General features: G+C 33.7%; 19 protein-coding genes. 5 read left to right on the top strand and 14 right to left on the bottom strand.

All coding sequences use genetic code 11. The features are described from left to right. Nucleotides 1–7 precede the first annotated feature (7 nt). The gene (locus ACHRV3_RS09170; RefSeq protein ID WP_395442780.1) at nt 8–820 is read right to left on the bottom strand and encodes a ComEA family DNA-binding protein; all 813 of its coding nucleotides are present in this window, start codon (nt 818–820) and stop codon (nt 8–10) included. Between the two features lie 362 nt (nt 821–1,182). Between ACHRV3_RS09170 and ACHRV3_RS09165 the strand changes: the two genes are divergently transcribed. Next, the gene (locus tag ACHRV3_RS09165; protein WP_047777922.1) at nt 1,183–2,643 is read left to right on the top strand and encodes an APC family permease; all 1,461 of its coding nucleotides are present in this window, start codon (nt 1,183–1,185) and stop codon (nt 2,641–2,643) included. Between the two features lie 57 nt (nt 2,644–2,700). Here the strand turns inward: ACHRV3_RS09165 and ACHRV3_RS09160 are convergent, their stop codons facing one another. The 7 genes from ACHRV3_RS09160 to ACHRV3_RS09130 all read right to left on the bottom strand — a co-directional run bounded on the left by ACHRV3_RS09160 (nt 2,701) and on the right by ACHRV3_RS09130 (nt 13,277). Further along, the gene (locus tag ACHRV3_RS09160; protein ID WP_047777924.1) at nt 2,701–2,928 is read right to left on the bottom strand and encodes a PspC family transcriptional regulator; all 228 of its coding nucleotides are present in this window, start codon (nt 2,926–2,928) and stop codon (nt 2,701–2,703) included. A 68-nt stretch (nt 2,929–2,996) separates the two neighbouring features. After that, complete coding sequence (locus ACHRV3_RS09155) at nt 2,997–4,268, bottom strand: DUF2851 family protein (protein WP_395434031.1); 1,272 nt, start codon at nt 4,266–4,268, stop codon at nt 2,997–2,999. A gap of 79 nt (nt 4,269–4,347) precedes the next feature. After that, nucleotides 4,348–4,830: a 3'-5' exonuclease gene (locus ACHRV3_RS09150; protein WP_047777927.1), complete on the bottom strand. Its 483-nt coding sequence runs from the start codon at nt 4,828–4,830 to the stop codon at nt 4,348–4,350. An 87-nt stretch (nt 4,831–4,917) separates the two neighbouring features. Continuing rightward, complete coding sequence (locus ACHRV3_RS09145; protein ID WP_047777929.1) at nt 4,918–6,279, bottom strand: pyridoxal-phosphate dependent enzyme; 1,362 nt, start codon at nt 6,277–6,279, stop codon at nt 4,918–4,920. Nucleotides 6,280–6,329: 50 nt separating this feature from the next. Further along, the gene (locus ACHRV3_RS09140; RefSeq protein ID WP_395434029.1) at nt 6,330–8,300 is read right to left on the bottom strand and encodes a putative porin; all 1,971 of its coding nucleotides are present in this window, start codon (nt 8,298–8,300) and stop codon (nt 6,330–6,332) included. Between the two features lie 357 nt (nt 8,301–8,657). Next, a complete protein-coding gene (locus ACHRV3_RS09135) occupies nt 8,658–10,130 on the bottom strand; it encodes a RagB/SusD family nutrient uptake outer membrane protein (protein ID WP_395434028.1) in 1,473 nt (490 codons plus the stop codon). Nucleotides 10,131–10,136: 6 nt separating this feature from the next. Beyond that, on the bottom strand, nt 10,137–13,277 hold the full coding sequence (locus ACHRV3_RS09130) for a SusC/RagA family TonB-linked outer membrane protein (RefSeq protein WP_395434026.1): 3,141 nt from the start codon (nt 13,275–13,277) through the stop codon (nt 10,137–10,139). 360 nt (nt 13,278–13,637) lie between these two features. On the opposite strand from ACHRV3_RS09130, the gene ACHRV3_RS09125 reads away from it, so the two are divergent. Both ACHRV3_RS09125 and ACHRV3_RS09120 read left to right on the top strand, forming a co-directional pair. Beyond that, nucleotides 13,638–14,294, top strand: a complete 657-nt coding sequence (locus ACHRV3_RS09125) for a ribonuclease HII (RefSeq protein WP_395434024.1) — start codon at nt 13,638–13,640, stop codon at nt 14,292–14,294. 221 nt (nt 14,295–14,515) lie between these two features. Continuing rightward, nucleotides 14,516–15,526 (top strand): OmpA family protein, encoded by a 1,011-nt coding sequence (locus tag ACHRV3_RS09120; protein WP_395434023.1) that lies wholly within the window; start codon nt 14,516–14,518, stop codon nt 15,524–15,526. Nucleotides 15,527–15,783: 257 nt separating this feature from the next. On the opposite strand, the gene ACHRV3_RS09115 is transcribed toward ACHRV3_RS09120, so the two are convergent. The 6 genes from ACHRV3_RS09115 to ACHRV3_RS09090 form a co-directional block, all read right to left on the bottom strand. Next, nucleotides 15,784–18,159 (bottom strand): carboxypeptidase-like regulatory domain-containing protein, encoded by a 2,376-nt coding sequence (locus ACHRV3_RS09115; protein WP_395434021.1) that lies wholly within the window; start codon nt 18,157–18,159, stop codon nt 15,784–15,786. A gap of 62 nt (nt 18,160–18,221) precedes the next feature. Continuing rightward, nucleotides 18,222–18,809, bottom strand: a complete 588-nt coding sequence (locus ACHRV3_RS09110) for a Crp/Fnr family transcriptional regulator (RefSeq protein ID WP_395434020.1) — start codon at nt 18,807–18,809, stop codon at nt 18,222–18,224. Between the two features lie 109 nt (nt 18,810–18,918). Next, the gene (locus ACHRV3_RS09105; RefSeq protein ID WP_395434019.1) at nt 18,919–19,509 is read right to left on the bottom strand and encodes an NAD(P)H-dependent oxidoreductase; all 591 of its coding nucleotides are present in this window, start codon (nt 19,507–19,509) and stop codon (nt 18,919–18,921) included. A gap of 93 nt (nt 19,510–19,602) precedes the next feature. After that, on the bottom strand, nt 19,603–20,424 hold the full coding sequence (locus ACHRV3_RS09100) for a DUF6597 domain-containing transcriptional factor (protein ID WP_395434018.1): 822 nt from the start codon (nt 20,422–20,424) through the stop codon (nt 19,603–19,605). Nucleotides 20,425–20,451: 27 nt separating this feature from the next. Next, a complete protein-coding gene (gene lipB / locus ACHRV3_RS09095; protein ID WP_395434017.1) occupies nt 20,452–21,150 on the bottom strand; it encodes a lipoyl(octanoyl) transferase LipB in 699 nt (232 codons plus the stop codon). Between the two features lie 6 nt (nt 21,151–21,156). Continuing rightward, entirely contained in the window at nt 21,157–21,909 is a 753-nt protein-coding gene (locus ACHRV3_RS09090) for a hypothetical protein (protein ID WP_047777940.1), read from the bottom strand. A gap of 875 nt (nt 21,910–22,784) precedes the next feature. Here ACHRV3_RS09090 and ACHRV3_RS09085 point away from each other — a divergent pair. Both ACHRV3_RS09085 and ACHRV3_RS09080 read left to right on the top strand, forming a co-directional pair. Further along, complete coding sequence (locus ACHRV3_RS09085; RefSeq protein WP_395434016.1) at nt 22,785–23,864, top strand: hypothetical protein; 1,080 nt, start codon at nt 22,785–22,787, stop codon at nt 23,862–23,864. 12 nt (nt 23,865–23,876) lie between these two features. Beyond that, the gene (locus ACHRV3_RS09080) at nt 23,877–25,559 is read left to right on the top strand and encodes a glycerophosphodiester phosphodiesterase family protein (protein ID WP_395434015.1); all 1,683 of its coding nucleotides are present in this window, start codon (nt 23,877–23,879) and stop codon (nt 25,557–25,559) included. Nucleotides 25,560–25,574 lie beyond the last annotated feature (15 nt).

The following is a 25,574-nucleotide window of genomic DNA, read 5'->3' as shown; positions in this document are numbered from 1 at the left end:
TTTAATTTTAGAACTCCAAATATAAACTAATTATTTTTGCTTTTTCAACAGGAAAACCGTTAATTTTTGCTAAATCCTCAATATTCTTAAAATCTCCATGCATACTCCTATAGGTAATGACTTGTTTTGCTAATGCAAATTTAAAATAAGGAAACTGGGATAATTCTTTTAAAGAGACCTTGTTTATTGCAATCTTTTTAAGCTTGGGGATTTCAAAAATCTTAAAATGCACATTCAATTCATTAATCACTTCGGGTGAAAGCCCCCAAACTTCCTTTAATTGTTCCATTGAAACAAATCCGCCCAAGATTTTCTTCTGTTTGAGTATTCGTAAGGATAATGCATCACCAACTCCATAAATTTTAATTAAATCTTCCTGAGTCGCTAAATTAAGATCCATCACTGCACTCTTCACTTTTTTTACAAAGGTTGAATTACCATATTTTTCACTTTTATTAAAGTCCCTCTTATTCCCAACAACTCTTTTTTTATTGCTTGCCCATTCCGGAAATTTAAAAAGAGGCGAAATGACATTTAACAACGAATCTGAAATTTTTGTAATCTGCTGAAACTCTTCAGCCGAATTTACATAGCGGTTTTCTTTACGAAAAGCCATCAACCTGTCAATTTCCTGAACAGACATGCCTAATTTATACCCTTTGTAATCTGACATATAATTAGGATTGAACAAATAGACTTGTCGCTTGTTCTCGTATTTTTCTATTTTTAAGGAATCAATTTCAGGCTGCAAAGACATCCACTGTTCTTTTTCGGGAACTTTTTTTTCGAGTTCCGTGAAGTTTACCAAAAAGTAAATCATTTGCAACACTATTATTACTCCAAAAAGCAAAAAAATTCCGGTTCGTTGCTGATTTGTAAACTTAAAATACCTTACTAACGTCATAAAACTCCTATTCACCTAAAACTTTATACTTTATTATAAGCCTAAATTAATTAAAAACGCTTAATTTTAAAAGAAAAATCTTACAAATTTAATTTAAGGTCTTTTTTCTGCTTAAATGCCTTCATAGAATTAATTAATGATTTCAAGCATTAACGGATACTTTAAGTGCGATTTATATAAATAGTGAAGATTTTGTCACTTAATATTACATAATTGTTTTTATTTTTTATAAAAAACGATACATTTGGAACTTAATAACAATAAACCACGATTATAGTATGTCAATTATGCGAGTTAAACCAATATCGGCTTTTGAAGCTGATATGAAGAAAAGTGATTTAAAAAGGGTTTTAGGAAAATGGAGCCTTACTGCCATTGGAGTTGGAGCCATTATTGGTGGAGGAATATTTGTTCTTACCGGTACCGGAGCTTACTACCATGCAGGACCAGCACTAGCCGTTTCCTTCATTATTGCAGGTATTGCCTGTGTTTTTGCAGCTCTTTGTTATTCTGAGTTCGCTTCTATTTTACCTGTTGAAGGCTCTGCTTATGCCTATGCCTATGGTACAATTGGAGAAATTTTCGCCTGGATTATCGGTTGGGGGCTTATCCTCGAGTATGCCATGGGATCAATGACGGTCGCCGTTTCCTGGTCGGGCTACTTTAATAAATTACTCAAAATGTTTCATATTCACCTCCCTGAATGGCTTACAACAGATCCTAGCAGTTATACAGGAGAAGGTTTCTCTATGAATCTACCTGCTTTCTGTATCGTTCTTTTTGTTATTTCAATCCTTATTAAAGGAACAAAAAGTGCAGCAAAAGCTAACAATATGATTGTAATTCTTAAAGTTTCTGCTGTAATATTTGTAATTATTGCAGGGCTTTTCTTCATCAATACTGCTAACTGGCATCCATTTATTCCGGCAGCAACTCAAATTATTGAAAAAGAAACTACACATAATGCTTACGGAATTGGCGGAATTGTATCTGGAGCTGCAGCAATTTTCTTTGCTTATGTAGGTTTTGATGCTGTTTCTACTCAAGCTGGTGAGGCCATTAATCCTAAAAAGGACGTTCCATTTGCCATTATTGCTTCGTTATTAATTTGTACTACCTTATATATTCTTGTTTCTTTAGTACTAACAGGAATGATGAACTATAAAGATTTTAACCCACTAGGAAAATATCCTGAGGCTATAAAAGCACCGGTTGCTTATGCATTTGATATTGCAGGACAAGGTTGGGCAGGTTTAATAATTACTATTGCTGCAACTGTTGGTTTGGTTTCAGTTTTAATGGTAATGATCATGGGACAATCAAGAATTTTCCTTGGAATGTCTAAAGATGGCTTAATTCCTTCTGTGTTCTCTAAAGTTAACCCAATTTCAGGAACACCAAAAACCAACTTAATGATCTTGGGTGGTATTATTGCAATTGTTGCTGCTTTTACGCCAATCAACAAATTAGCGGATATGACTAGCTTCGGTACTCTATTTGCCTTTACAATGGTTTGTATTGCAGTTTGGATTTTGAGAGTTAAACAACCTCAATTAACCAGAACTTTTAAAGTACCAGCTTTACCTGTAATTGCAGTTCTTGGTATTTCAATCAATACTTACTTAATGATTAACTTAAGTATAGATGCTCAATTACTTTCACTGGGATGGTTGGCTATCGGTATATTAGTTTATTTTGGCTATAGCAAGAAAAGATCAAAACTGAATAAAACAGAATAGTTTTCAGCATACTATTTCATAAAAAAACTCCAAATTTAATTTGGAGTTTTTTTATGCTTATAAATCAAAAACGGAAGTTCGTTTTGCTCTAATTAAATCTTTTAGTCTTATCCAAAATGCCAGAGTTAAATAAACTCCAAAACCCAAGCCTACAGTCACAAATGAAATATAAATAAAAAACAACCGTACGCTAGTTACCCGCATACCTAATTTATCTGCCAATCTTGAAGAGACATGAAAACCATATTTTTCAAAAAAGAATTTAAGTTTTACTATTGCTGACATGGGTTGGTTTTTAATTTTAGATTGTTGACTTTAGACAAAAGTACAAAAATATATAACGAACCTGTTTTCTAATTGCCTTTTAATAATTCTATTCCGATTGCGCATTTTAAACAGGCATTTTGATTGCAGTATTCTTTTTTGAGTTGCAAGAGCGCTTGTGTATCAAAAGCGCTGTTTGATACTACTCCGAAGGATTCAAACTTATCAATAATCGAATTTTTCTCGGGAGTAACCTCCTTCATAAAATCAATTAAATCTTCTGAAATAAATTCTCCTCTCTTTTCCGCGTAAGCAAATTGTAGCGGAATTATTGTATTTAGAATTATTAAATCTATGAATGATTTCGATACTGTTTTTACTTTTTTAGGACTTTCTTTATCGAACTGGTAATGATTCTGCCAGTACAAAGTGGAGGAAACAGCAAACAATTCATACACCTTTTTGATCGATTTTACTTCAATTATTGCAGTGAATAAGTTTTGATGTTTTTTATATAAGGCCGCTAATTGCGAAAGTCGAATGGTCGGAAAATTATCCGGACGAAGTTTAAAAAACTGAAGTGGGTCAATGTACACTTTCGGTAACTGGTATTTACTAATTAGATAAAAATATCTGATTTTTAAATCGGTAAAATAAACATCTTCATTCTCCATATCCAGCAAACCCGAAATTCCAAAAAACAAAGCTTCCAGATTTTCTGTTTCGAAACCTTCTTTTCTCACAATTGAAAACGGAATTGACTTGGCGATTTGAAAGAAAGAATCTCCATTTATATTCAAACCAAAATTTTTAGCCAGTAAACAGAATAGAACGGCTTCCCAATCCTGATTTTTTTCCTTCAAAAAACTAAAAACAAGTTCAGATTTGCGTTCTAATCGTTCAAAAAAAATACGTTCCAGCCAATTTTTGAAAACAAATTCATCAATCCGAGCAATTTCCCTTTCACAGGGAATCCATGACTTTGGTTTAGTTAAGAGCTCATAATTATTTAGTATTTCTGACGAAACATAATCCTTTAATACCAAAACAGAAATTTCAGTATTATCTACCCGAAATATTGCCGTATCGTGCTCCCAAACTACATGTAAAATTACATTTTCATAAGCAATATCGCTTTCATGACCGTGCACATACCAATCGGATGATTTTAGATGAATTTCGACATTCCCAGCCCATTTTTGCTTTCCAATTATAATTTGAGCATTAAAAAAATCAGGTCCCGAAAGTCCCAAATAGTCTCCTGACTTAATAATTGTTACAGGCTCATTTTGAGTCGTCTTTAAATTTAAGGTTTCAAATTTCTTAAACTTCCACAGGTAATGAAGAAATTCTTCTTTCATTTTTAGGGCTTTATATTAATTCATAAACAAGCCTAAAAATAAACAAAAATTAGTATTAATCTTACAAATGTAACTTAAATTATTTCAACAGATATAATTTAGCACAGGCCCGTGCATCAGAAAGTGCTTCGTGATGGCTCAGCTGAATGTTCATTTCCCGGCAACAATCACTTAATTTCGTGGGCTTTATTCCTTTTGCTTTATATATTTTCACTGTACATTCCCAACGTGGGGCAATATTGAGCTCTTCATAATCTAAGCCATAAAGCGCCATTGATTTAAATAAAACATTACGATCGAAACTTTCATTATGCGCTACCACTACTCTATTTTTTAATCTTTTTTCGATTTCCGGATAGACTTGCAAAAATGATTTTGCATTTACGGTATCTCGCGGGTAAATTCCATGTACACGAATGGTGAACGGATTGTATTCATTATTGGGAGGTTTTATCAAAGTAACAAACTCGTCTACAATTATCCCGTTTTGTACCGTTACGATTCCAACAGAACAAGGATGGTAAGCAGTTGCCGTTTCAAAATCTATGGCAGTAAAATTCATATTCATTTTATTTTAAAACTAAAAAAAATCCATAAATCTAATCTTTACAAATTAGATCTATGGATTACAAAGTTACGAACTAGGTTATTATTTTATAGACCCAATAATATCGTATTTGGTAATAATATGGTGATTGCCATTTCCTAAATCCACTAAAACAGCATCGTTTTCTTTGGTAAATAATCGTGAAACTTCTTCAATTGGAGTTCCTAATTTTACAATCGGGAACGGTTTCCCCATTACTTCTTTTATTGGTTTTTCGGCTACATTTTTGTCTGCCACATAACTTCTGAATAAATCTGTTTCATCAACAGAACCAACAAAACCATTAATATCTACAACTGGAATTTGCGAAATTTTGTACTTGCGCATACGCTCGATAGCATGTGAAACCAATTCTTCTGTACGAACAACAATTAATTGTTTGTCAATATGGTCTTTGATTACATCTTCTGCTTTTGTTATATTTTCTTCTAAGAATCCACGTTCACGCATCCAGTCGTCATTAAACATTTTCCCTACGTAACGACTTCCTGAATCATGAAAAAGCACCACAACTACATCATCCGGCTTAAAGTGTTCTTTAAGCTGTAACAATCCTTTTATACAAGCTCCGGCAGAATTCCCGACAAAAATAGCTTCTTCAAGAGCAATTTTTCTGGTATAAACAGCTGCGTCTTTATCTGTTACTTTGGTGAATCCGTCGATTAGAGAAAAATCAACATTTTTAGGCAAAATATCTTCACCGATTCCTTCTGTGATATAAGAGTAGATTTCGTTTTCATCAAAAATACCAGTTTCGTGGTATTTTTTAAAAACAGAACCATAGGTATCAATTCCCCAAATTTTGATGTTCGGGTTTTTCTCTTTCAAGAATTTACCCACTCCTGAAATGGTACCACCCGTTCCTACTCCAACCACAAAATGCGTGATTTTACCATCGGTTTGTTTCCAGATTTCAGGTCCGGTTTGTTCATAATGCGCCAAAGAATTTGACATATTATCGTATTGATTTACATACCAGGAATTAGGAGTTTCTTCTGCTAAACGCTTTGAAACCGAATAATAAGAACGTGGGTCCGTAGGTTCTACGTCTGTAGGACAAACTACCACTTTTGCTCCAACAGCACGAAGAATATCCATTTTCTCTTTTGACTGTTTGTCAGAGATCACGCAGATTAATTTGTAACCTTTTATAATTGCTACAAGAGCAAGTCCCATTCCGGTATTTCCGGAAGTTCCTTCAATAATGGTTCCTCCTGGTTTTAGGCGACCATCGGCCTCAGCATCTTCAATCATCTTTACGGCCATTCTGTCTTTTACAGAATTCCCCGGATTAAAAGTTTCGACTTTTGCCAATACTAACGCATCAATTTCAGCAACAATTTTGTTGAGTTTTACCAATGGTGTATTACCAATTGTCTCTAAAATATTTTTTGAAAAGTCCATTTTATTTAAATTTAATATTTGGTTTTAAAATTAATAAAGAGTCTAAAATTCTATTGGAAGAAATTCCAAACTAAACCAAATCGAATCGCTAAATCACGATATGGATTATTAGGAGCTGAATAATAGTTACTCTGAGAAAAAGCAGCATTAAAGTGTTCTACTTTAAAATAAAATCGCGTCTGACGAATTCTGGCGTTCACAAAAAAATCAAAGTTGGCATAGTTTCCAATCTTCTTATTTTGTTGAACAAAAAATTCACCGATAACAGGATTATAGCTATTACCGAAATATTCAGTAAAATAATTAAATGTAATTCCGCTTTGCATAAATAATGCTTTCTTGAAAAAATAACCTGAATAGTAAAATGTATTTCTGGTTACAAAATCAGGTACATTTAAAATTAAATCCGATTGTTCTACTTTTTGATATAATAATGTATTGTCTAAAGCAAACGGTCCAAATTTAAACTCACGACTTGCTTTTACAGACAAATAATTAATTGCATTACCGTACTGATACGGTCTCACTATCTGAGTTTGAGCGGCAATTTCTACAGCATTGGACTCATCTTTAAAATACAAATGATCTTTTAGAACTGAATATTGAACCTCGGCATTTAACCATGGTGTAAAAACATTAGCGCTAAGCGAATTTATTTTTTCGTTTTTAAAATTATTAGACCAGTTGTATTTTATAAAACTACTTTGGTACAGGTCGTAATTATTATTAGGCAATTTATTAATATTCTGATACCTGAAATCAAATTTGATCTTTTCATTTAGATCATATCTTAATTTGGCATCTAAATCAGAAAGCGACTGATTGGTGATTGATCTGGAATATAAAAAACGGCCGTTCCATTTGTTTTTCTGATATTCGTACTGTCCTCCAACATTATTTATCTGTCTGTAAAGATTGTTTGGAATTGCAACAACTCCACTGTTATCAAGTATCACTCTGTTGTATTCGTAATTCGATCTGTAGTCGTCAATAAAAAAATTAAACTTTCCTAAAAGCGAATTCTCATAGGTAAGGCCAACCTTATTGTACAATTTCTCAAAACGGGTCTGGTCTTTTATACCACTGGTTACATAAGAATCTCCAAATCTATTTACAGGCTTATTATCAACAGTAGAAGTAACAGTAGCCTGATTGTATTCGTAAAATTTGTTTTCGTAATTAAATTGATGCGTTAGATAGGCATTATTATTTCCTTCTTTCGGGTTAATCCTAAAAGCGTGATCAAAAAACAATCGCTTTCCTTTCAAAAAAGATTCCGCATCAAGTAAGTAAACCTGCAATCTTTGGCGGTTCTTAAAATTTTGATCGCCACTTTCAAAATCTGCAGGAGTTGTTATTCCTCCATTTTCTTCATTCAAAATATCCTGATAGGTATAATGCGCATTTAAAACATATCTTTTATCGGTTGTAAAATAACTGGTTGTAAACCTAAAATTTCCTGTACTTGCCAACTGATTTATGTACTTTCCTTCTGAACGCAATCCTCTATATGCAATAGAGAAATTAAGATTTTTTGAGGTGTTTAGTGTGATAAATGAATCTACGTTCTGACCTTTATTAATAGTGCTGTTAAAAAACAACTCTGTCAAAGGTGTTGCTACTGAATAATACTTAATTTGATTGGCCTCTAAAAAATTAAAATGTTTCCCTTTAAAACCAAATTCCGGATAGGGTGAAAAATCTGTTAAACTGTATTGCAAAGTATTATACGTCTGTCCAATATTAGAGAATGCCAAAAGTCCAAAACTATCCTTTCTAAGGTAATTATGCTTGTACGCGTTTTTCAACGTTAACGAAGTATCGGCATAAGTTGTATCATGCTCAATCGTGATAATTTGATATTGATCTATAGTCGCGATCTTGGCTTTTTTCTTTTTTACGGTATCTGTAATACTTGAATATTTTGTATTCATATCCAAATTGTCTTTAGCAATAGGCTTGGTCTGAGAAAACAACACTGCTGGCACTACCACTAGATATAGAAAAAAGAATATTCTCATTTGATAACTTTATAAATAATTATTTAGGCAAAAATTTGTGGAGCAAAGGTAAAAGATTAAACCGTATAAATAAAAAAACACTTGAAATTATAGCAATACATTAGCTAATAGCACGAAAGAAATTCCAAACTTTTAAATTCCAAATTCCAAACGGATAGGATATAAAATCATTGAAACTGCAAATATTCAAATTAATCAGGTAAAAAAAACAAAACTCACTCTGTCAGACTTTATAAACTAAAATTTAAACGTTTTATTTTCATACTAAAACCTAAAGAATTTTACAGCTGAATTTTGGGCAAAAAAAAACTGCCCAAACTTAATTGGGCAGTTCCTTATATAATCTATAAAAAATGATTATAGTTCATTTTGTCTCACTAATGGGTTAGCGTTTATCTCAGCACGAGGGATAAGCCATTGCCATCTTTTATCTGATGCAGGAACAGATAAAACACCACCAGTAAATATTGTACTGTGATTAGCTCCAGTTCTATCTAAATCTGAATTAGTTCTTTTTAGATCCAAAAATCTAAATCCTTCTCCCCATAATTCAATTCTTCTTTGAAAAAGAATCTCATCAACCAAAGCTTGACCAGTTTTTGCCGATAAAACATAAGCCGGGTCTCTTTTTGATACAAGATTAAATAAAACCTGAGCTGCATCTGCAGAACCTAATCTTGCTTTTGCTTCAGCTTCAATCAAATACATCTCTGCAACACGCATGTAAGGAACATCACATCTACTATCTCCAGTACTTACTGCTAAGTATTTTTGGCTAGTATAAGGGTACTTATTAAAACCTGCTAAGTTTAAAGTTGGATGTTCTCCAGTTTTACTAAATAAAGCAGCACGCACATCAGTTGCAGGAATTTGATTGTACAATTTACTATTAATTGCTTTAGGGGAGGCTCTAATTACTGACGAACTAAAATTACGAGACATATAAGCACCGAAATTTCCAAAATATTCTGTTTGAAGTTCAATAATATCACTACCCCACATCCACTCTACGTTAGTGTAATCGTTAAATCCTTTTGTATACTCAGCAATTGACATCAGACTTTTACCTACTTTTGCTTTTGCAGCATAATCTGCGGCAACAGCCCAGTTACCTTGTACTAAATTCACACGAGCTTTTAAACCATTTGCTACTGATAAATCTAAATTTGAATTATCAGGTTTTTTATACCCATCTAACAAAACCATAGCATCGTCTAAATCCTTATTGATTTGCTTGTACACATCCTCAACAGAAGATCTTCCTACCATGTCTGTAGTTGTCAAGGCTAATGGCACACCATCTTGACTATTATTAGTTCCATTTACATATCTTTTCGCATAAATTTGAACTAATTGAAAATGTCCAAAAGCTCTATACAAAAGTGCTTGCCCTTTGACCATGTTTCTAACTGTCTGAGAACCCGTAGCTGCATCAGCATTATTTATAATTGCATTTGCATTTCTAATGATTCTATAAAATGTTCTGTATGGAAATTTTATCTCTGCTGAATTTTCGTTTATTACTGCAGTCCAGTTGTAAACACTTAAATACCAACCATTACTTGCTGGATAAACCAAATCATCTCCGGCAATATCCATTTGTTGCATAACACCTCCAGCACCCATTTGGTTTTGGTCTTCGTAACGCATATACATCGAACGATGTATACCATTTATAGCCAATGTCAAAGCATCTGCATCTGCTGTAGCAGCGTCTTCACTTATAAGTTCAGTTGGTGTTTTTTCTAAAAAATCACTTGAACATGATCCTAATATCAGCACCGAAAAAGCTGCTATTAAATATTTTGATAAATTAATTTTCATAATCATTTAAAATTAAAAGTTTAAATTAAGTCCTAATGACACAACTCTTGAAGGAGAAAATCTGTTTGTAGTTGTACCATTAAAATTTTGGGTTGGATCCATTCCTTTTTTCTTAGTAAAAAGAATTAAATTCTCTCCATTTACAAAAAATCTCATATTATCAATTCCTAATTTATCAACTAAATTTTTAGGCAAGTTATAAGCTAAATTTGCTTGTCTGAATGATAAATAATCAGAATCAATCAACCAACGGTCAGAAGCTGCAGAAGATTGTGTATTTCTATTGATGTCTAATCTTGGAACATCAGTTACATCTCCAGGTTTCTGCCATCTATTTAAAATATCAGTACTTAAGGCTGATCCGTATTGATTACCTGTATGCATTAAAGCTGCATAATTCGTATCGTATGTTTTACCACCTAACTGATAAGTAAACATAAGACTTAACTCTAATCCTTTGTATTTAAATGTGTTTGTAAAACTACCAAACAAGTCAGGTAAAGCAGAACCTGCATAGTGATATAATGCTTTATTTTGGTTTGTTGTTACATTAACTCCGTTAACAACACGCTCATCAGTTGCTCCTGGCTTACTTAAATTTGGATCTAAAGTATACAACGCGTAACCATCTGCTGAATCTACTCCGTACCAATCTCTTAACCAGTAATCAAAAACAGAACTACCTACTGAATATTTTTTAGATCCGTTGATAATTTCCTTTTGTGGTAACGACGTTATTTTATTTTGAATAGTTGAAGCATTCACATTAAGATCCCAAGAAAAATCTGCTGTTTTTACTAATGCCCCATTTAAAGAAATCTCTATACCATGGTTATACATAGAACCAATATTCTCAACTCTATCGTCTAATCCAAGTGATAATGGGTTAGGCACGTTAAAAATAAGACCATCCGTTTTACGGTTATAATATTCAACACTTCCACTAAATCTGTTTTTAAACAAAGCAAATTCAACAGCTAAATCAGCCTGTGTGTTTTTTTCCCATTTTAAATTTGGCGCTCCAATACCATCAGCAAGAATACCTCCTGCACTACCATTATCAAAACCTAATGAATAAGTTGGCTGGTTTACATAATATGATAAAGCATCATAATCAATATGAGAATCGTTACCTACTTCTCCAAAAGACCCTCTAATTCTCAAATCATTAACCCAAGAACTATTAACTAAGAAATTCTCTTTTGAAATATTCCAAGCTCCTCCAAAAGACCAAAAATCTCCCCAACGATTATCTTTAGCAAATTTTGAAGAACCATCTCTACGATATGACGCAGATAACAAATACTTACCATCATAATCATATCCTAATCTAGAGAAATAAGATTCTGTAGCATAACCTCTTGTATAAGACGTTAAATTGGTTACTGTAGTAAAGTTAATCAACTCATCATTATTATTAACAACCTGTCCTCTTTTTGTCCCATCTAAATAGGTAGTTTCATAATCAAAACTTTCGTGTCCAAGCAATGCAGTTAAATTATGTGAACCAAAAGATTTTGAATAATCAAAAATTTGATTAAAAGTAACACCAGTATAAACATTGTCCTCTTTAGATGCTCCTCCTAATCCAATAGCATCACCTATTACTTTGTTTGTATAAGTTGAATTATTTACAGATCGTTTGTCAATTGCATAATTCGTGGTGAACTTAAGATCCTTAGAAATCTTAAATTCGGCAAAAGTTCTAGCAGATAAAGAGATCGATCTATCAACATCTTTATTGTTTAAAGTTTCGTAAACTATATTTCTACCAGTTGAAGCTCCCTCACCTCTTAGTGTAGAATAAACCTTATTACCAGCGTCATCTAACATATAGCTACCATCAGCATTATGATCAAATATAGGATAAATTGGTCCCATATATCTAATCGATCTAAAAGGGTTTACAAAAGATGAACTACTGGTAACACCATTAACCGCTTGTTTAGATTCAGTAAGAGCTCCAGATAAGTTTAATCCTGTTTTAAACCATTCTTTAAATTTTGAAGTAACATTAATACGAGCCGTAGTTCTTTCATAATCAGAATTTATAATATTCCCTTCTTCATTTAAGTTACTCAACGACACAAAATAATTTGAAGTTTCACTTCTTCCTTGATAAGAGAAATCAACACTTCTTCTCACACCTGCTCTTGAAAGTGCTTTTTCCCAATCCAAGTCATTAGGATATAATAAGCTGGCATTAGGATTTAATTGTCCATCTACCCCTACAATATTATTGTCAGCAACGTTAAATGGATTAACAACCAAAAGTTTTTTAACATTATTCGTCGCAAAAAGATTAGCAGCAGCAATCTCTGTAGGATTTCCCATTGGTTGAGCATTTCTAACAGCTTCCCATGTCAATGGGTAATATTGCTGTGCACTTACTCTACTATATTCAGGAATTGATCTAGTAGATAAACCCTGACTAACATTCAATGTAAATTTATCCTTTTTAGATTTTCCAATTTTAGTAGTAATAATAATTACCCCATTAGCTGCTTTTGATCCATATAAAGAGGTAGATGCTGCATCTTTTAAAACACTCATACTTTCAACGTCTGTAGTATTGATGCTACTAATATCACCTGTAAAAGGAACACCATCAACAATATACAAAGGCGTGTTAGAACCATTGATAGAACTGAATCCTCTGATTCGTACCGCAGGAGCTGAACCTGGCTGACCAGCTGAACTTTGAATCTGAACTCCAGATGTAGCACCATCTAAACCAGATAAAACGTTCGTTAAAGCTCTGTCTTCAATCTGCTCTGCTTTTACAGAAGAAACAGATCCAGTATAGCTGCTTTTCTTAACTTTTCCGTAAGCTACAACAACTACTTCATTCATTATTTGAGCCTCAGACTCTAAACTAACGTTTAAAGTATTTGAAGTTCCAACAGTCACTTGTTTGTTACTCAAACCTACGTATGAGAAAACTAAAACATCTCCTGTTTTTGCTTTTACTGAATAACTTCCGTCGAAATCAGTATAAGTACTTACCTTACTTCCTTTAACAACAACATTCACTCCTGGAATGACACCTGTTTGGTCAGATACCTTTCCGGATACAGTTCGCTCTTGTGCAAAAGAAAACTGCATAGACAACGCTACTAATAGCGTAAAAATCCATTGTAATTTTAATTTCATTTTAATTTGTTTTGAATTAGTATGGCGCAAACATCTTAATTATTTCTTAAAATAGCAAAACATTTTTAACAAAACTTATACACAATGATTAACAATACATCAATATTGACCGCAAAAAGAGGTATTTATACGTGCTTTTCACAAGATTTTACCCTAAATATTAACATTATTTCATTTAATAAAAAAATAAAACTTAACAATTTAAAAACATGCTACAGGGCGCTATATCGCTAGCGTTTAACTATATATCACTAAAAATCAAATACTTACATTTTGTATATTTTTACGAAATCCGAACGGTAATTTTACAAAATCTATAAAAAAAAATTACAATATTTGTCGTTGAAAAAAAACATCAAAATGCTTGAAAAAAATTTCTCCGGATTTACTTTTGAAACTGGTACAGACGAAGCTGGAAGAGGTTGTTTGGCTGGTCCTGTAACTGCAGCTGCCGTAATTCTGCCTGTTGATTTTTGCAATTCCATTTTAAATGATAGTAAACAGTTATCTGAAAAAGTCAGAGAGAAACTAAAACCGATTATAGAACTGGAGGCCATTTGCTTTTCTGTAACACACTTACATCCGAAAGAGATTGATGAAATAAACATTTTGAACGCTTCCATGAAAGGTATGCAGGAATGTATCTTAAAATTAAATCAAACCCCGGAATTTATTATTGTAGATGGTAATCGTGCTTTGAATGCAAAACTGGGTTTAAAAAATACTTTCGGAAAACAATTCTCTAAAACTGAAATAGCCTTATTAAAGTCTATTCCAAATCAAAGTATAATAAAAGGAGATTCTAAATTCTTAAGTATTGCCGCTGCCTCCATTTTAGCTAAAACATATCGTGACGAATATATGAATCAAATTCACGAAGAGTTTCCTATGTACAATTGGAAAAAGAACAAAGGTTATCCTACTAAAGAACATCGCGAAGCCATCAAAAAATATGGCCCGACCAAATACCATCGCATGTCTTTTAGATTACTACCGGATCAATTGGAGTTGTTCTAAGAATAGGTCCCGGGTGATTCCAATACTATTAAGGTATATGCACCACTAAAACACTACCATCGGTAAGACGACCTACAAAAAACAAAGAGCTAGCAAATCATAAAAACCACAACCGCCACTCTATTAAACAATTACACATCAAAAAACAACATTTTCAAGACCTGTATTCTTGTTAAAATCTCCTCACTTTATTATCTTTGATTTTCAAAAAACGAACCAATATGAAAATCAAAACCTTAACCTTAGCCCTAATTGCGTGCATAACCTTTGCATGCAATTCTAATAAAAAGCAGAATGATCTGACCGATACCGCAGATTCTCTGGTATCGCCCCCAACTGCTGAGAAACCTGCTGCAGCAAGTTCCGCTAATCAATTCGACATTAATTCGGTCCCTGTTTCAGACAAACCTCTTGGTGCTTTCCCTTATTTTAATCTGCCTGAAAATTATGAAGGCAATCCAAAAGATAATACTTCTGACTTTGATGTTGCTTATTTTTGGGTAAAAGACCATTTTGAAAAACCGGAGGGGAAAATTTTCTATGCCCGAATTAAGGCCAAAGAAGGAAAATCGTATAGCGATCTTGAAGTAGCACGAAATTTAGAAGAGTTAATTAAAAGTGTTGATGGTGTAAAGGTGTCTCAAATGAAAGTACCGGTAGACTCCTCTCATACCGTTCCGGATAATAACCGTGTAAAATATATGAATGGTTATGGATTTATGGCAAGTGCCGTTACCACAACTTATCTGATTCGCCGTGCCGACAAAAACATTTGGGTACAACTTACGCCCGGTGATGATGCTGTTTCTGCCGGATGGATGGTTCTGGAAACAAAACCATTTAAAATGACGGCTTCTCTTATCAAAGCAGAGGCTATAAAAAACGAACTTGATACTAAAGGACATATAGCGCTTTACATAAATTTCGACACGGATAAAACCACAATAAAAACAGAATCCTTACCGATTGTTGATGAAATCCAAAAATTACTAACGAATAATCCTAGTCTTAAGATCGTTATTGAAGGACATACCGATAACAGCGGTATTGCCGCTCGCAATAAAAAACTTTCTGAAGACAGAGCAAATGCCGTAAAAGCTGCATTAACTTCTAAAGGAATAAATGCGACAAGATTACAAACCAAAGGTTGGGGAGCTGATAAGCCTGTCACGGATAACAACAGTGAGGAGAATAAAGCAAAGAACCGCAGGGTAGAAATCGTAAAAGTATAAGTATTTGTTTAAATTTTATTGAAAAGAATTTTACAGCCTTTTTAATCCGTGCGTGAAATTAAGTTGCGACAGATTGTGTAGAATTGGACGCAGATTATACGGGTTTGCAATGGCAAAAACGCTGATATAAAAGCTTTTTTTATATTGAAAAGCGATATTAATCGAGTACTTTTCGAGATTCTACATGAAATCAAAACAACAAAAGGAAGCAAAAAAACATCTCTTTTGCTTCCTTTTTCATACTCCCTTTAAGATTCTTAAAATTGAAATTTATATCCGAAATCCGGTGAAAATCCGATTTGGTCTTTTTGATTGATACTATTCGTTAATCGATTATATTCTTTAGTAAAAATATTGGTGTGATTGGTTACGTTTTGAAAATCGATATAAAACTGGTGGAATCTCTTTTTCTTTTTACTATTAAATTTAATTCCGAACTTAATATCCAATCTCAAATAGGGATCGTATTGTTTACTAAAGGCATTGGCATCATCCCTAATTTCATAACCTGCATCATTGGAAGCCGCTAAATCTACAGGGGTATAATAACGTCCTCCTGCCGTTGTAAATTTGGTGTCGATCGAAAAAACATTTTTCTTCTCCTTTCCGATTCTAAATTCTTTTCCTCCCAGAAGATTAATTACATAACCATTATTAAACGGCGAATTTCGCTTTATACCATCACTACCTTTGTATTTACTTTCAAAAAATGACGTTGTAAACAAAGCGTAATAACCCTCGCTAAAGAACTTTTCAACTGTAAATTCTATTCCTTGATTGTATCCTTTTCCTTTACTGATCAGCGACGTTTTATCGATTGAATAGCCAAAATCCGCTCCCTCTGTTAAGGAGGAATAACTACTTGGAAAGGATTGTACAGCCGCTTTGTCAATATCCTGATAATATACCTCTACTTTTCCTCTCCATTTTTTAGCCAGTCGAACATCATACCCTAAAACATAATGTTTGCTTTCTACTAAATCTAAATTCTTATTGGTCTGCAACGGATTTCCATCTATAAATTCATTCAAAAACAAAACAGGAACCGGTACACTTTGATGATGTATACCAAAACCGAAACTAATGGAGTTTTTTGGATTTACCGCATAAGACAAGGCTGTTCTGGGCTCCAAAACAAACTCTTTATTGATCGAAAAATACTGTCCATGAACACCCGCATTAAAAGTCAGTTTTTCAGTCAATCGAAACTGACCCTGAGCAAAGGGTTGCATAATATTATAACTACCATTATTATCGACAACCTGAACAAAATCAGGATAACCATCTCCATCTGAATCCTGCTGTCTGTCACGGGAAGCCATTTTAGCATCAAGTGTGTAATGTTCAAAAAGCAACCCTGCCCTGAATGTTGTTTTCTTATTTATTTTAGAATTGAACAAAGTTGAAAATGTAATTCTGTTTTCCGAATTTTTGATGTCTGTGAAAGATAATTTAGTTTCGTTTGGCGTTTGAAAACCATAATACCGGTCATTTCTATAGGAGTTTTCAGCATTGGAAGCTCCGATAATTGTCTTTAAATAAGATCGGGTTCCAATCTCTAAATTATGTTTTACGCCTATAGAAGCAAATCCCGACTTCACAAAAGCATCTTCATCCTGCGCTGCGAAAGGGTCTTCTTTATCAATTTTACTTCCCAGAAATTTAATATCCGAAGTGCCGTAGATTCCAAAAACTGAGAAGTTTCCAATCTTGCTTTTCCCTAAATCTACATTAAAACTAATGTCCCGATAATTAGGCTGAGCATCTGTTCCCGCCAGTCCTAAAACCCCAACAAAACCATATCTTGCAGCTGCTACAAACGAACCTCCTTTTTTGCCCAACGGTCCCTCTGCCATAAATTCTACACCGGGGTAGGCACCTGCACTAATCATATACTCATAGTCATCCGGATTTCCTTTTCGGAAACTAAGGTCAAAAACACCGCTTATTGCGTTCCCGTATTCAGCAGGAAAAGCCGAGGTCAAAAAGTCAGAATTAGCCAAAAGATTGGGATTTAATGCCGAAATAGGCCCTCCTGTTGTTCCCAAAGTCGAAAAGTGATTTGGACTTGGAACCGGCATCCCTTCTATCCTCCATAACATCCCCGACGGAGAGTTCCCGCGCACTACGATATCGTTTCGACTGTCATCTCCGGTAGATACTCCAGCAAAATTAGACACCAGACGCGCGACATCACTTCTTCCTCCGGCATATCGATTTACTTCTTCGGTGGTAAATTGTTTGGTTGAAACAAGTGCCATTTTATTGATCGCCTTGGCTTTGCTGGATCCGGAGGTGACTACAATTTCATCCAGCGCATTAAACTTTTCAATCATCGAGATGGTCAGCAGATTGTCCTTTCCGGTAGTTACATCCAGATCAGAAACCGAAGTGTTTTCATAACCTGTAAAACTGATCGTAAGATTCTGTCTTCCAATAGGGATATTCAGTAATTTAAAGTTACCGTTACTATCCGTTACGGCTTCGATACTCTCATTTCCGACTAGGGTGACAAGAACGCCGACTAAAGGTTTTTCAGATTGTTTGTCAATTACCTTTCCTTTTACAGCTCCGGTTTGAGCCTCGGAAATAAAGCCAAAAAGGCCAAAAATAATCAGGAATATGCGTTTCATTTTTATTTTGCTTTACAGTTACTAAAGCAAAAATAGAGTGACGAAATTTCTTAAAAATTGACTTAAGTTAAGATTTTACTATTAAGCGTTAATCGGGTTCTGATTCTACTTAAACTCTCTGGTTTTATCCCTAAATAACTGGCAATGTGTTTTAAAGAAACTCTTTCCATTACTTTTGGGCAATATTTAATAAACTTCAGGTAACGCTCTTCATTAGACAATAATGACATCATCATATTTCGTCCTGTTAGCCCTTTTATCGTTCTTTCCATCATGACACGCAAAAAAGAATTAAAGACCGGATATTCTGCTACCAATTTTTCAAAATCATGTTTGTAGGCCAAATAAAATACACAATCTTCTAAGGCCTCAATATTTATTCTGGAGGGTTTACCGTATAAAAAACTTTCAAAATCGGAATACCAATCATTCTCAAAGAAAAAATTCCCTGTAGATTCTACCCCATCAACCAGATAATAATAGCGAATACAACCTTCTGCTACAAAAACGCCAAAATTACAAACCTCCCCTTCGATTAAAAGATGCTGATTTTTTTTAACTTTTTTCAGTTTAAGTATACTTCTAAAAGCAATACTTTCCGCTTCATTAAATTCCATAAATCGCGAGAGATCGGTAATTACACTTTGCATGATTTTTTAGGTTTTAAGAATACTAGTTTGTTTTTGGATATCTAAAACAAATAACTCCAATTATTTAAAAAAATTGTCTTAAATCACTATTACACAGAAATATAACAAATCAAACAATCATTGTATTTTCTTTTAAAAGCGATTTAATCTGATTCCCCCATTCCGCGCTATTCTCCGAAGAAGCTTTGTCGGCTTTATCAAAATAAAAATGCTCTTGAATTTCAAGCCCGCAATAGGTAAAAATCCCTGTGTCTGAAGTTAAAGCCAGCGCTTTATCCATTCCAATGGCTTCATATTCTTCTTTTGATTTCCCATGCGAATTTACAATGATGGCTTTCTTGCCTGTAAACAGTCCTTTTTGAACGCCCTGATCGTATCGGTACGCAAATCCATAACTAAAAACACGGTCAATATAGCCTTTCATTATTGCGGGCATTCCTGTCCACCAAATCGGATAAACAAAAATGATTTGATCTGCCCAAGTTATAAAATCCTGCTCTTTTTGCACTTCTGCGGCTACTTTTCCTATTCTTTGACCCTTCATATCTTCTAAAGAAAGAACGGGGTTAAAATCGATCTTATTTAAATTGCGAATTTCAACCTCCTGACCTGATTCCTGAAGGCTTTCGATAATCGTTTGTTTAAAAAAATGGCTTAAACTGTCTGAATTTGGATGTGCGTAAATGATTAAGTTTTTCATGTTTTCTATGTTTTTAAGATTGAACATGACAAATGTAGATCGGAAGAAAGAATACCAATTGTAAGAAAACGAAATCCGAAATGCTAAAAAAAATTATTGGGTCTTAAAACCACAGATATCACTCTGGAATTTCAGAAATTTGGTAGGCGAAATATTCATATAATACTTAAAATCATGAATGAGCTGACTTTGATCGTAATAGCTGCATGCTTCCACAATAGCAAGCCAGTCTACTTTTCCGGTAGTCTCTACATCTTTCTGAATGTGCTCAATGGCTTTTAGAAAACGCTCGTAACGATTGGCTTCTTTGATGGTATACCCGAAAGCTTTTTTTTGATTGAGCTGAATATTCCGTTCTGTTTGATTGGTTTTGGATGCAATTGTTTTAATCGGATTTAAGGCTTGTTCTTTAAAATCGGCTAAGAGCATCGCAATTGCATTTTGTTCTCTTAAGTATGGTTTACAAAATGCTAATATATGAGCCACACGATCATTTGTATCGGGAATTTGCTGCAACTCTTCCCATAAAGCGGCAAAACAATTGTCCGAAATTAAGTCATCCGGATGTACGGGTAAGGTATGTTTTGCAAGGGCTTTTCCGAAGAATCTGTAAAAAGCATCTTCTTTGAAATTGGCAACCAGAATTTGAGAACCTGATGCTAATGTATAATCAAAGGCTTGTTTTATGGGACCCAAAACAAGGCATTTTTCAGCTTCAAGGGTATTGTTTTGCTGTGATTTTAAAGAGGTTTTTGCACCAAAGGTAAATACCAGTATCGTCTGAAAACTGGGTATTAGTGTTTTCGTTACCGGAGAATCGGTTTTGTTTTCTGCAAAATAAAAATGAGAAAAAACAGTTTGAAATTCTGAAGGAACAGCAATTTTATAATTGTTATTTTCTTCAGAATTCCCCATGTTTTTTCTCTTTTAAATAGTTTATTTTTAAATGAATTCGGTTTCAAATAAAGCAGTCAGATGTTTTAAGATTTTGGCTTTCACCTCTTCTTCATCGACACGCTCTACGCCTAATTCTACGTTTAGAGAAGTAACTCCTTTTCCACGAATTCCACACGGAATAATATTATCAAAATACCCTAAATCTACGTTTACATTTAAGGCAAATCCGTGCATGGTTACCCAGCGCGAAGCCCGTACACCAAGGGCACAAATTTTTCGGGCAAACGGAGTTCCAACACCTAGCCAAACGCCGGTTTCACCTTCGCTGCGTCCGCATTCTAAACCATACTCGGCCAATGTCAGAATAATAGATTCTTCCAGAAAACGCAAATATTTATGAATATCAGTAAAGAAATTCTCCAAATCTAAAATCGGATACCCTACAATTTGTCCTGGTCCGTGATAGGTGATATCACCACCACGATTGATTTTGTAAAACGTTGCTCCTTTCGCTTCGAGTTGCTTTTCGTTTAACAACAAATTCTCAAAATCACCACTTTTACCCAACGTATACACATGCGGGTGTTCTACAAAAAGCAAATAATTTGGCGTTTCTAAATCGAGCTCTTCTCTTCTGTTTCTTATTTTTAAGTCGACAATATCTTTAAAAAGTTCTTCTTGATATTCCCAGGTCGCTTTATAGTCTTTACTTCCTAAATCTTGAAGTTGAATTTTTTTATTCATTTTTTATTATTTTTCAAACTCTACATCAAAGTTAAGTTTGTCAGGATTCTCCATATAATCCGTAAAAGGGTATTGAATTGTAATTGTTTTTCGATCTTCACTAAACAAGGCGTCGGGATTAGATACTTTTTTGATTTTTTTCGGGAAATGATATTTTAAAATGTATGTCGATGATGAAAAAATCATTTTAGACATATCTGCGGTACTATCTTTTACCTTTTCTGCCAATTTTTGTTTGTCAACTATGGCTTTACGGGTAAATTTCTTTCCGTCATAGGTATAACTTAACTTACTGTTATTGTTGCCAAAATCACCTCCAAATGGAGCTGCAGCTCCGCTTTTATCTAACTTTTGGAACGTACTTAGTGTTTGTAATATGTCCTGCAATTCATTTACATTTTTAAAATCGGTTGAGAAAGTCATTAAAAATTCTTTCTTTGCTGAACTCATTTTGGTGTGAACTACAAAGTTTTCTATTTTTTTAAACTCTTTCTGCATTTCCGGCGAAAGCTTAGCGATACTGTCTTTTTTCTCTTCAAACAACTGCTTGAAGGTAAAAGTAGAATCAATGTCTTTTTTAGCCTCGGCTCCCATTTGACTTCCGATTTGGTCTCCCGCCATTGCCATTAAGGAAGAACCGTCCAGGTCTACTGAAAACTTCCCGGTTCCGTTGTCATTTACATAAATATTTTCTGTGAAAGTACAGCTTGTCAGTGTTGCTACTAAAAAAGAAAAACTAAGTAATTTGTATAATTTCATTGTAGTATATTTTTTATCAAAGATACGAAGTCTAATTTGAATTAATTAGTCGTTTAATTCTTGATTTTTCATCAATTTTAAAGCAAAAGGTTATTATTCAAGTTCTACTTTAAAACCAAAACCTGCACTCCTTTTTTGAGGGTTTCGCAACGGAATTTCAACAACAAAAAAAACATTACAAACCTCACTATCAAAGTATTTCAAACTGAAATATTTTGATTTTCTCCAGACTATGCAAATCCGGAATAGCTGTTCTTTGCTAAAAGTATAGCATTATACGCTTTTTTTTAAATATATAAATCTATGTCAACCTTTTGATACTTATAGAAGCTTTTTCGAATATAAATTCACTAAAATCAAATATTAATCGAGAGACAAGCATCACTCCTAGATGCATTACTTTTGAATTGTAATTTTATTCTTACTTTTTTAATGTGGTTTAAAAGTTAACAATGTAAATACAGACTTTAAGAGCCTCGTGAAAATATAGTAATAAAACTGACAAAATATGCTTGTCAATCCTAAATCGGAATCACAAAGTATCATCGCTCTCCAGACGAAAAATTAGTTTCTTTATTTCATTAAACAATTAACAAAATTAAAGGGCCATTCAATTTGAATTTTCTACTAAGAAAACTTATAAAATAAACCAACAATTTTAATACATATAATTTCCTTCTTATAGAGAAAAACATACTCTCATTAATAAGCATTTCATCTTCGGGAATAGAAGTAATTATACCGAAACAATAAGGAATCAAAGCTCTAATAATCTAGCTCAGAGTAACAGCTGATTGAATCGTATGGATTAATAGTGTTTGACCAGCCACAGACAAAAAACATGTACCTAAATTAACCTTTAAAATCTACAAAATATGAAAACAACTATGAAATTTTTAATTGAAAATGCAAACAAATCGTTACTGGTTTTAGTACTATTATCCATGCCTTTTAATTGGAGTTATGCCCAATCACAGTTATTGACTTTTGCAGAACTGACAGCAGACAGAACTAACAACTGGACCAACGATGCCAATTTTACAACTACTATTGATGCTAATAACAATGCCACCAATATACCAAGATCATTCAGTTGGTTTATAGGACCAGGAACTACCGACGCTGATTTATTGATGTATCTTACCAAGATTCCCGCTTCCGGAAATGAACTCCATCTTTTTGGTAAGACTGTTATACAAAATCCTACATGGAATGCAAGTTGGGACAATCTAACTTCATGGGTAGAAGGCGAGACCTCTTTTATACAGAGTAATGGTGATGAACAGGGCTTAAAAATTTCGTCCAATACAGGAAATAAAGTATATATAGGTGACAGCAATGATCAGGTTTTTTTTCCCGGCAATAATATTGGGATTGGGATTGATTCTCCTCAATTTAAAGTTCATGCAAATGGAGGATTCGTTAGTGATGTTAATGGTGTTCAAGTTATAATGGGGCCCGGTAAAAATAGTACCGGATGGATTGGCACTCTTTCAAACAGCGGTCTATTTATTGGAACAAATAATACAGGCTCAAATATGTTTTTGGACACTAGTGACAATGTATATATTGGGGGTTTACAACCCAGCGATATTAAAACTTCAATGAGAAGTTCCTATGATTTATTTGTTCATAATGGTATTTTGAGTGAAGATTATGGAATTGGGCCTAAAGCAACATGGGCCGATTATGTTTTTAACGATACTTATGAATTAAAAACACTAAAAGAAATCGATGAGTTTATTTCTGTGAATAAACATTTACCCAATATGCCTTCTCAAAAATCTGTATCCGAAAACGGTTATAATTTACACGAAATGAATGTAACACTTTTAGAGAAAATAGAAGAACTTATGCTTTATACCATTAACCAGCAAAAGGAATTGGATAAACTCAAAGAAGACTATACAGGATTAAAAAAATCCATTCATAATTTGCAGATCAAACCTAATTAAAAACTTAAAACGATGTATAAAACAAATCTTTACGCCAAAAATTTTGGTATAAAATTCTTGGCCTTTTTAAGTCAGTTACTGTTTTTTTTCTCTGTTACCATAGTTGTGGGGCAGACCAACCAAGTTTTAAATACAACAGCTGAAATAAGTTTATTAAATATTTTTGATCCTAATGCAGATTTAACCGGAGGAATAATAGGGGAAACATCTAATAATGGCACTATTCAAATGGAAGTTTGGACTTATGACGAAAGTAAACCTAATAAAGGAGGCGTTTTAGTCTATTTACTGACTACTAGTGCTTCCACAGCTAATTTTGCGGGAGCCCCCTATACTTATGCAAAGAATACAATACCCAATACTGACGTCAGTTGGTTGTCAAATTATCCAGATAACTGGGCAACTAATGATATTAAAAGTGCCATATGGGCTATTGATAAATCCCGTTATGGTAAATCTCAAAAAACATCCGTTTATAATTTTTTGTCAAGTAAAATTAAATTAAGGATTTTTGTATTTACCACAAATGCAGTTTTTTCTAAAATCAAAGTGCCGGGAATTGGCATTATTAATTCATCAGGAGGAAATGCACAATTTGATTCCAATCATTTTTGTTACAATTTAGATAATTCCGGTAATCCAATTTGCACAATTTGGAGTAAAATTAAATCCCCCAATTTAGAGCAAAAATCTAACTTCATATTTGCTGCACACAGAGGGTATTGGGGATACGACTTAGGTAATGGTCCTCCTGAAAATACTCCTGAAGCTATAAAAGCCGCATTGAAGTACACAACAGTTATAGAATCGGATATTACGCGAACTAAAGATAATTTAATCGTTGTAAGTCACGACTATTACTTACAACGTCTTACAAACTATTCGGGACCAGATACGGATTATATTTATGATAAAACCCTGAATGAATTAAAAACATTAAAGTTAAAAAAGCGCAATGGAACTATCAGTGACAATAATTTCATAACTTTTTCTGACATACTAGATGAAATGATTGCAAACAAAACAGTATTAACCGTTGATATTAAAGGTGCCAAATCGCGAAACGATATGTATACCAAAGAGTGCATAGCAAGGTGTGATTATGACCCTCAACTGAATCCAACAAACGCAGAAAGAATGCAAAAAGAGGATTATATGTTAATATTAAGAAAATGTATTGAAGAAGCCAACACTAAAAATGCCTTACAATATGTAGCATTCAAAGTGGCATATACCTATGAAGACATTGTAGATGCTATGCCACCCGGTTTCGATATTAATTTACTTTCTAAAATCCTATATTTTCCTATTCTGCAACCTGGTGGCGATATCCAGTCTAAAGCTCAATTTATTGACACCTGGTATAGCAAAGCCGGCAATAAAATTATGGCTTTTGAAACCAACTTTAAAAGCGAGAGCGAAATTGCCAATACCTCTTTTAGAAGAGGAGGTAAATTATATGAGAACTTATTTGAGTATACTTATAAAGTAACTGGATTAAGACCAGGAACTTATACTGAAGAGGCCATGGGACCTAAAGGTAACGTAGACAGATGGGCGCAATGGAATATTAAAGATATTCGTGTTGACGTTAGAGGAGATCATTACTACTTAATGAGTATCCCTTATTTTAATATATCCGTCCTGACAACTGACAGACCTGATATCTGGTCCCAAATACAATCCACTTTTTGATTAAATATAAATTTA

It is taken from the genome of Flavobacterium sp. FlaQc-49, from assembly GCF_044005985.1.
Classification (GTDB): Bacteria; Bacteroidota; Bacteroidia; order Flavobacteriales; family Flavobacteriaceae; genus Flavobacterium; species Flavobacterium cupriresistens.
Note: the sequence above shows the minus strand (reverse complement) of the source record. Positions and strands in the feature narration are given on the sequence as shown.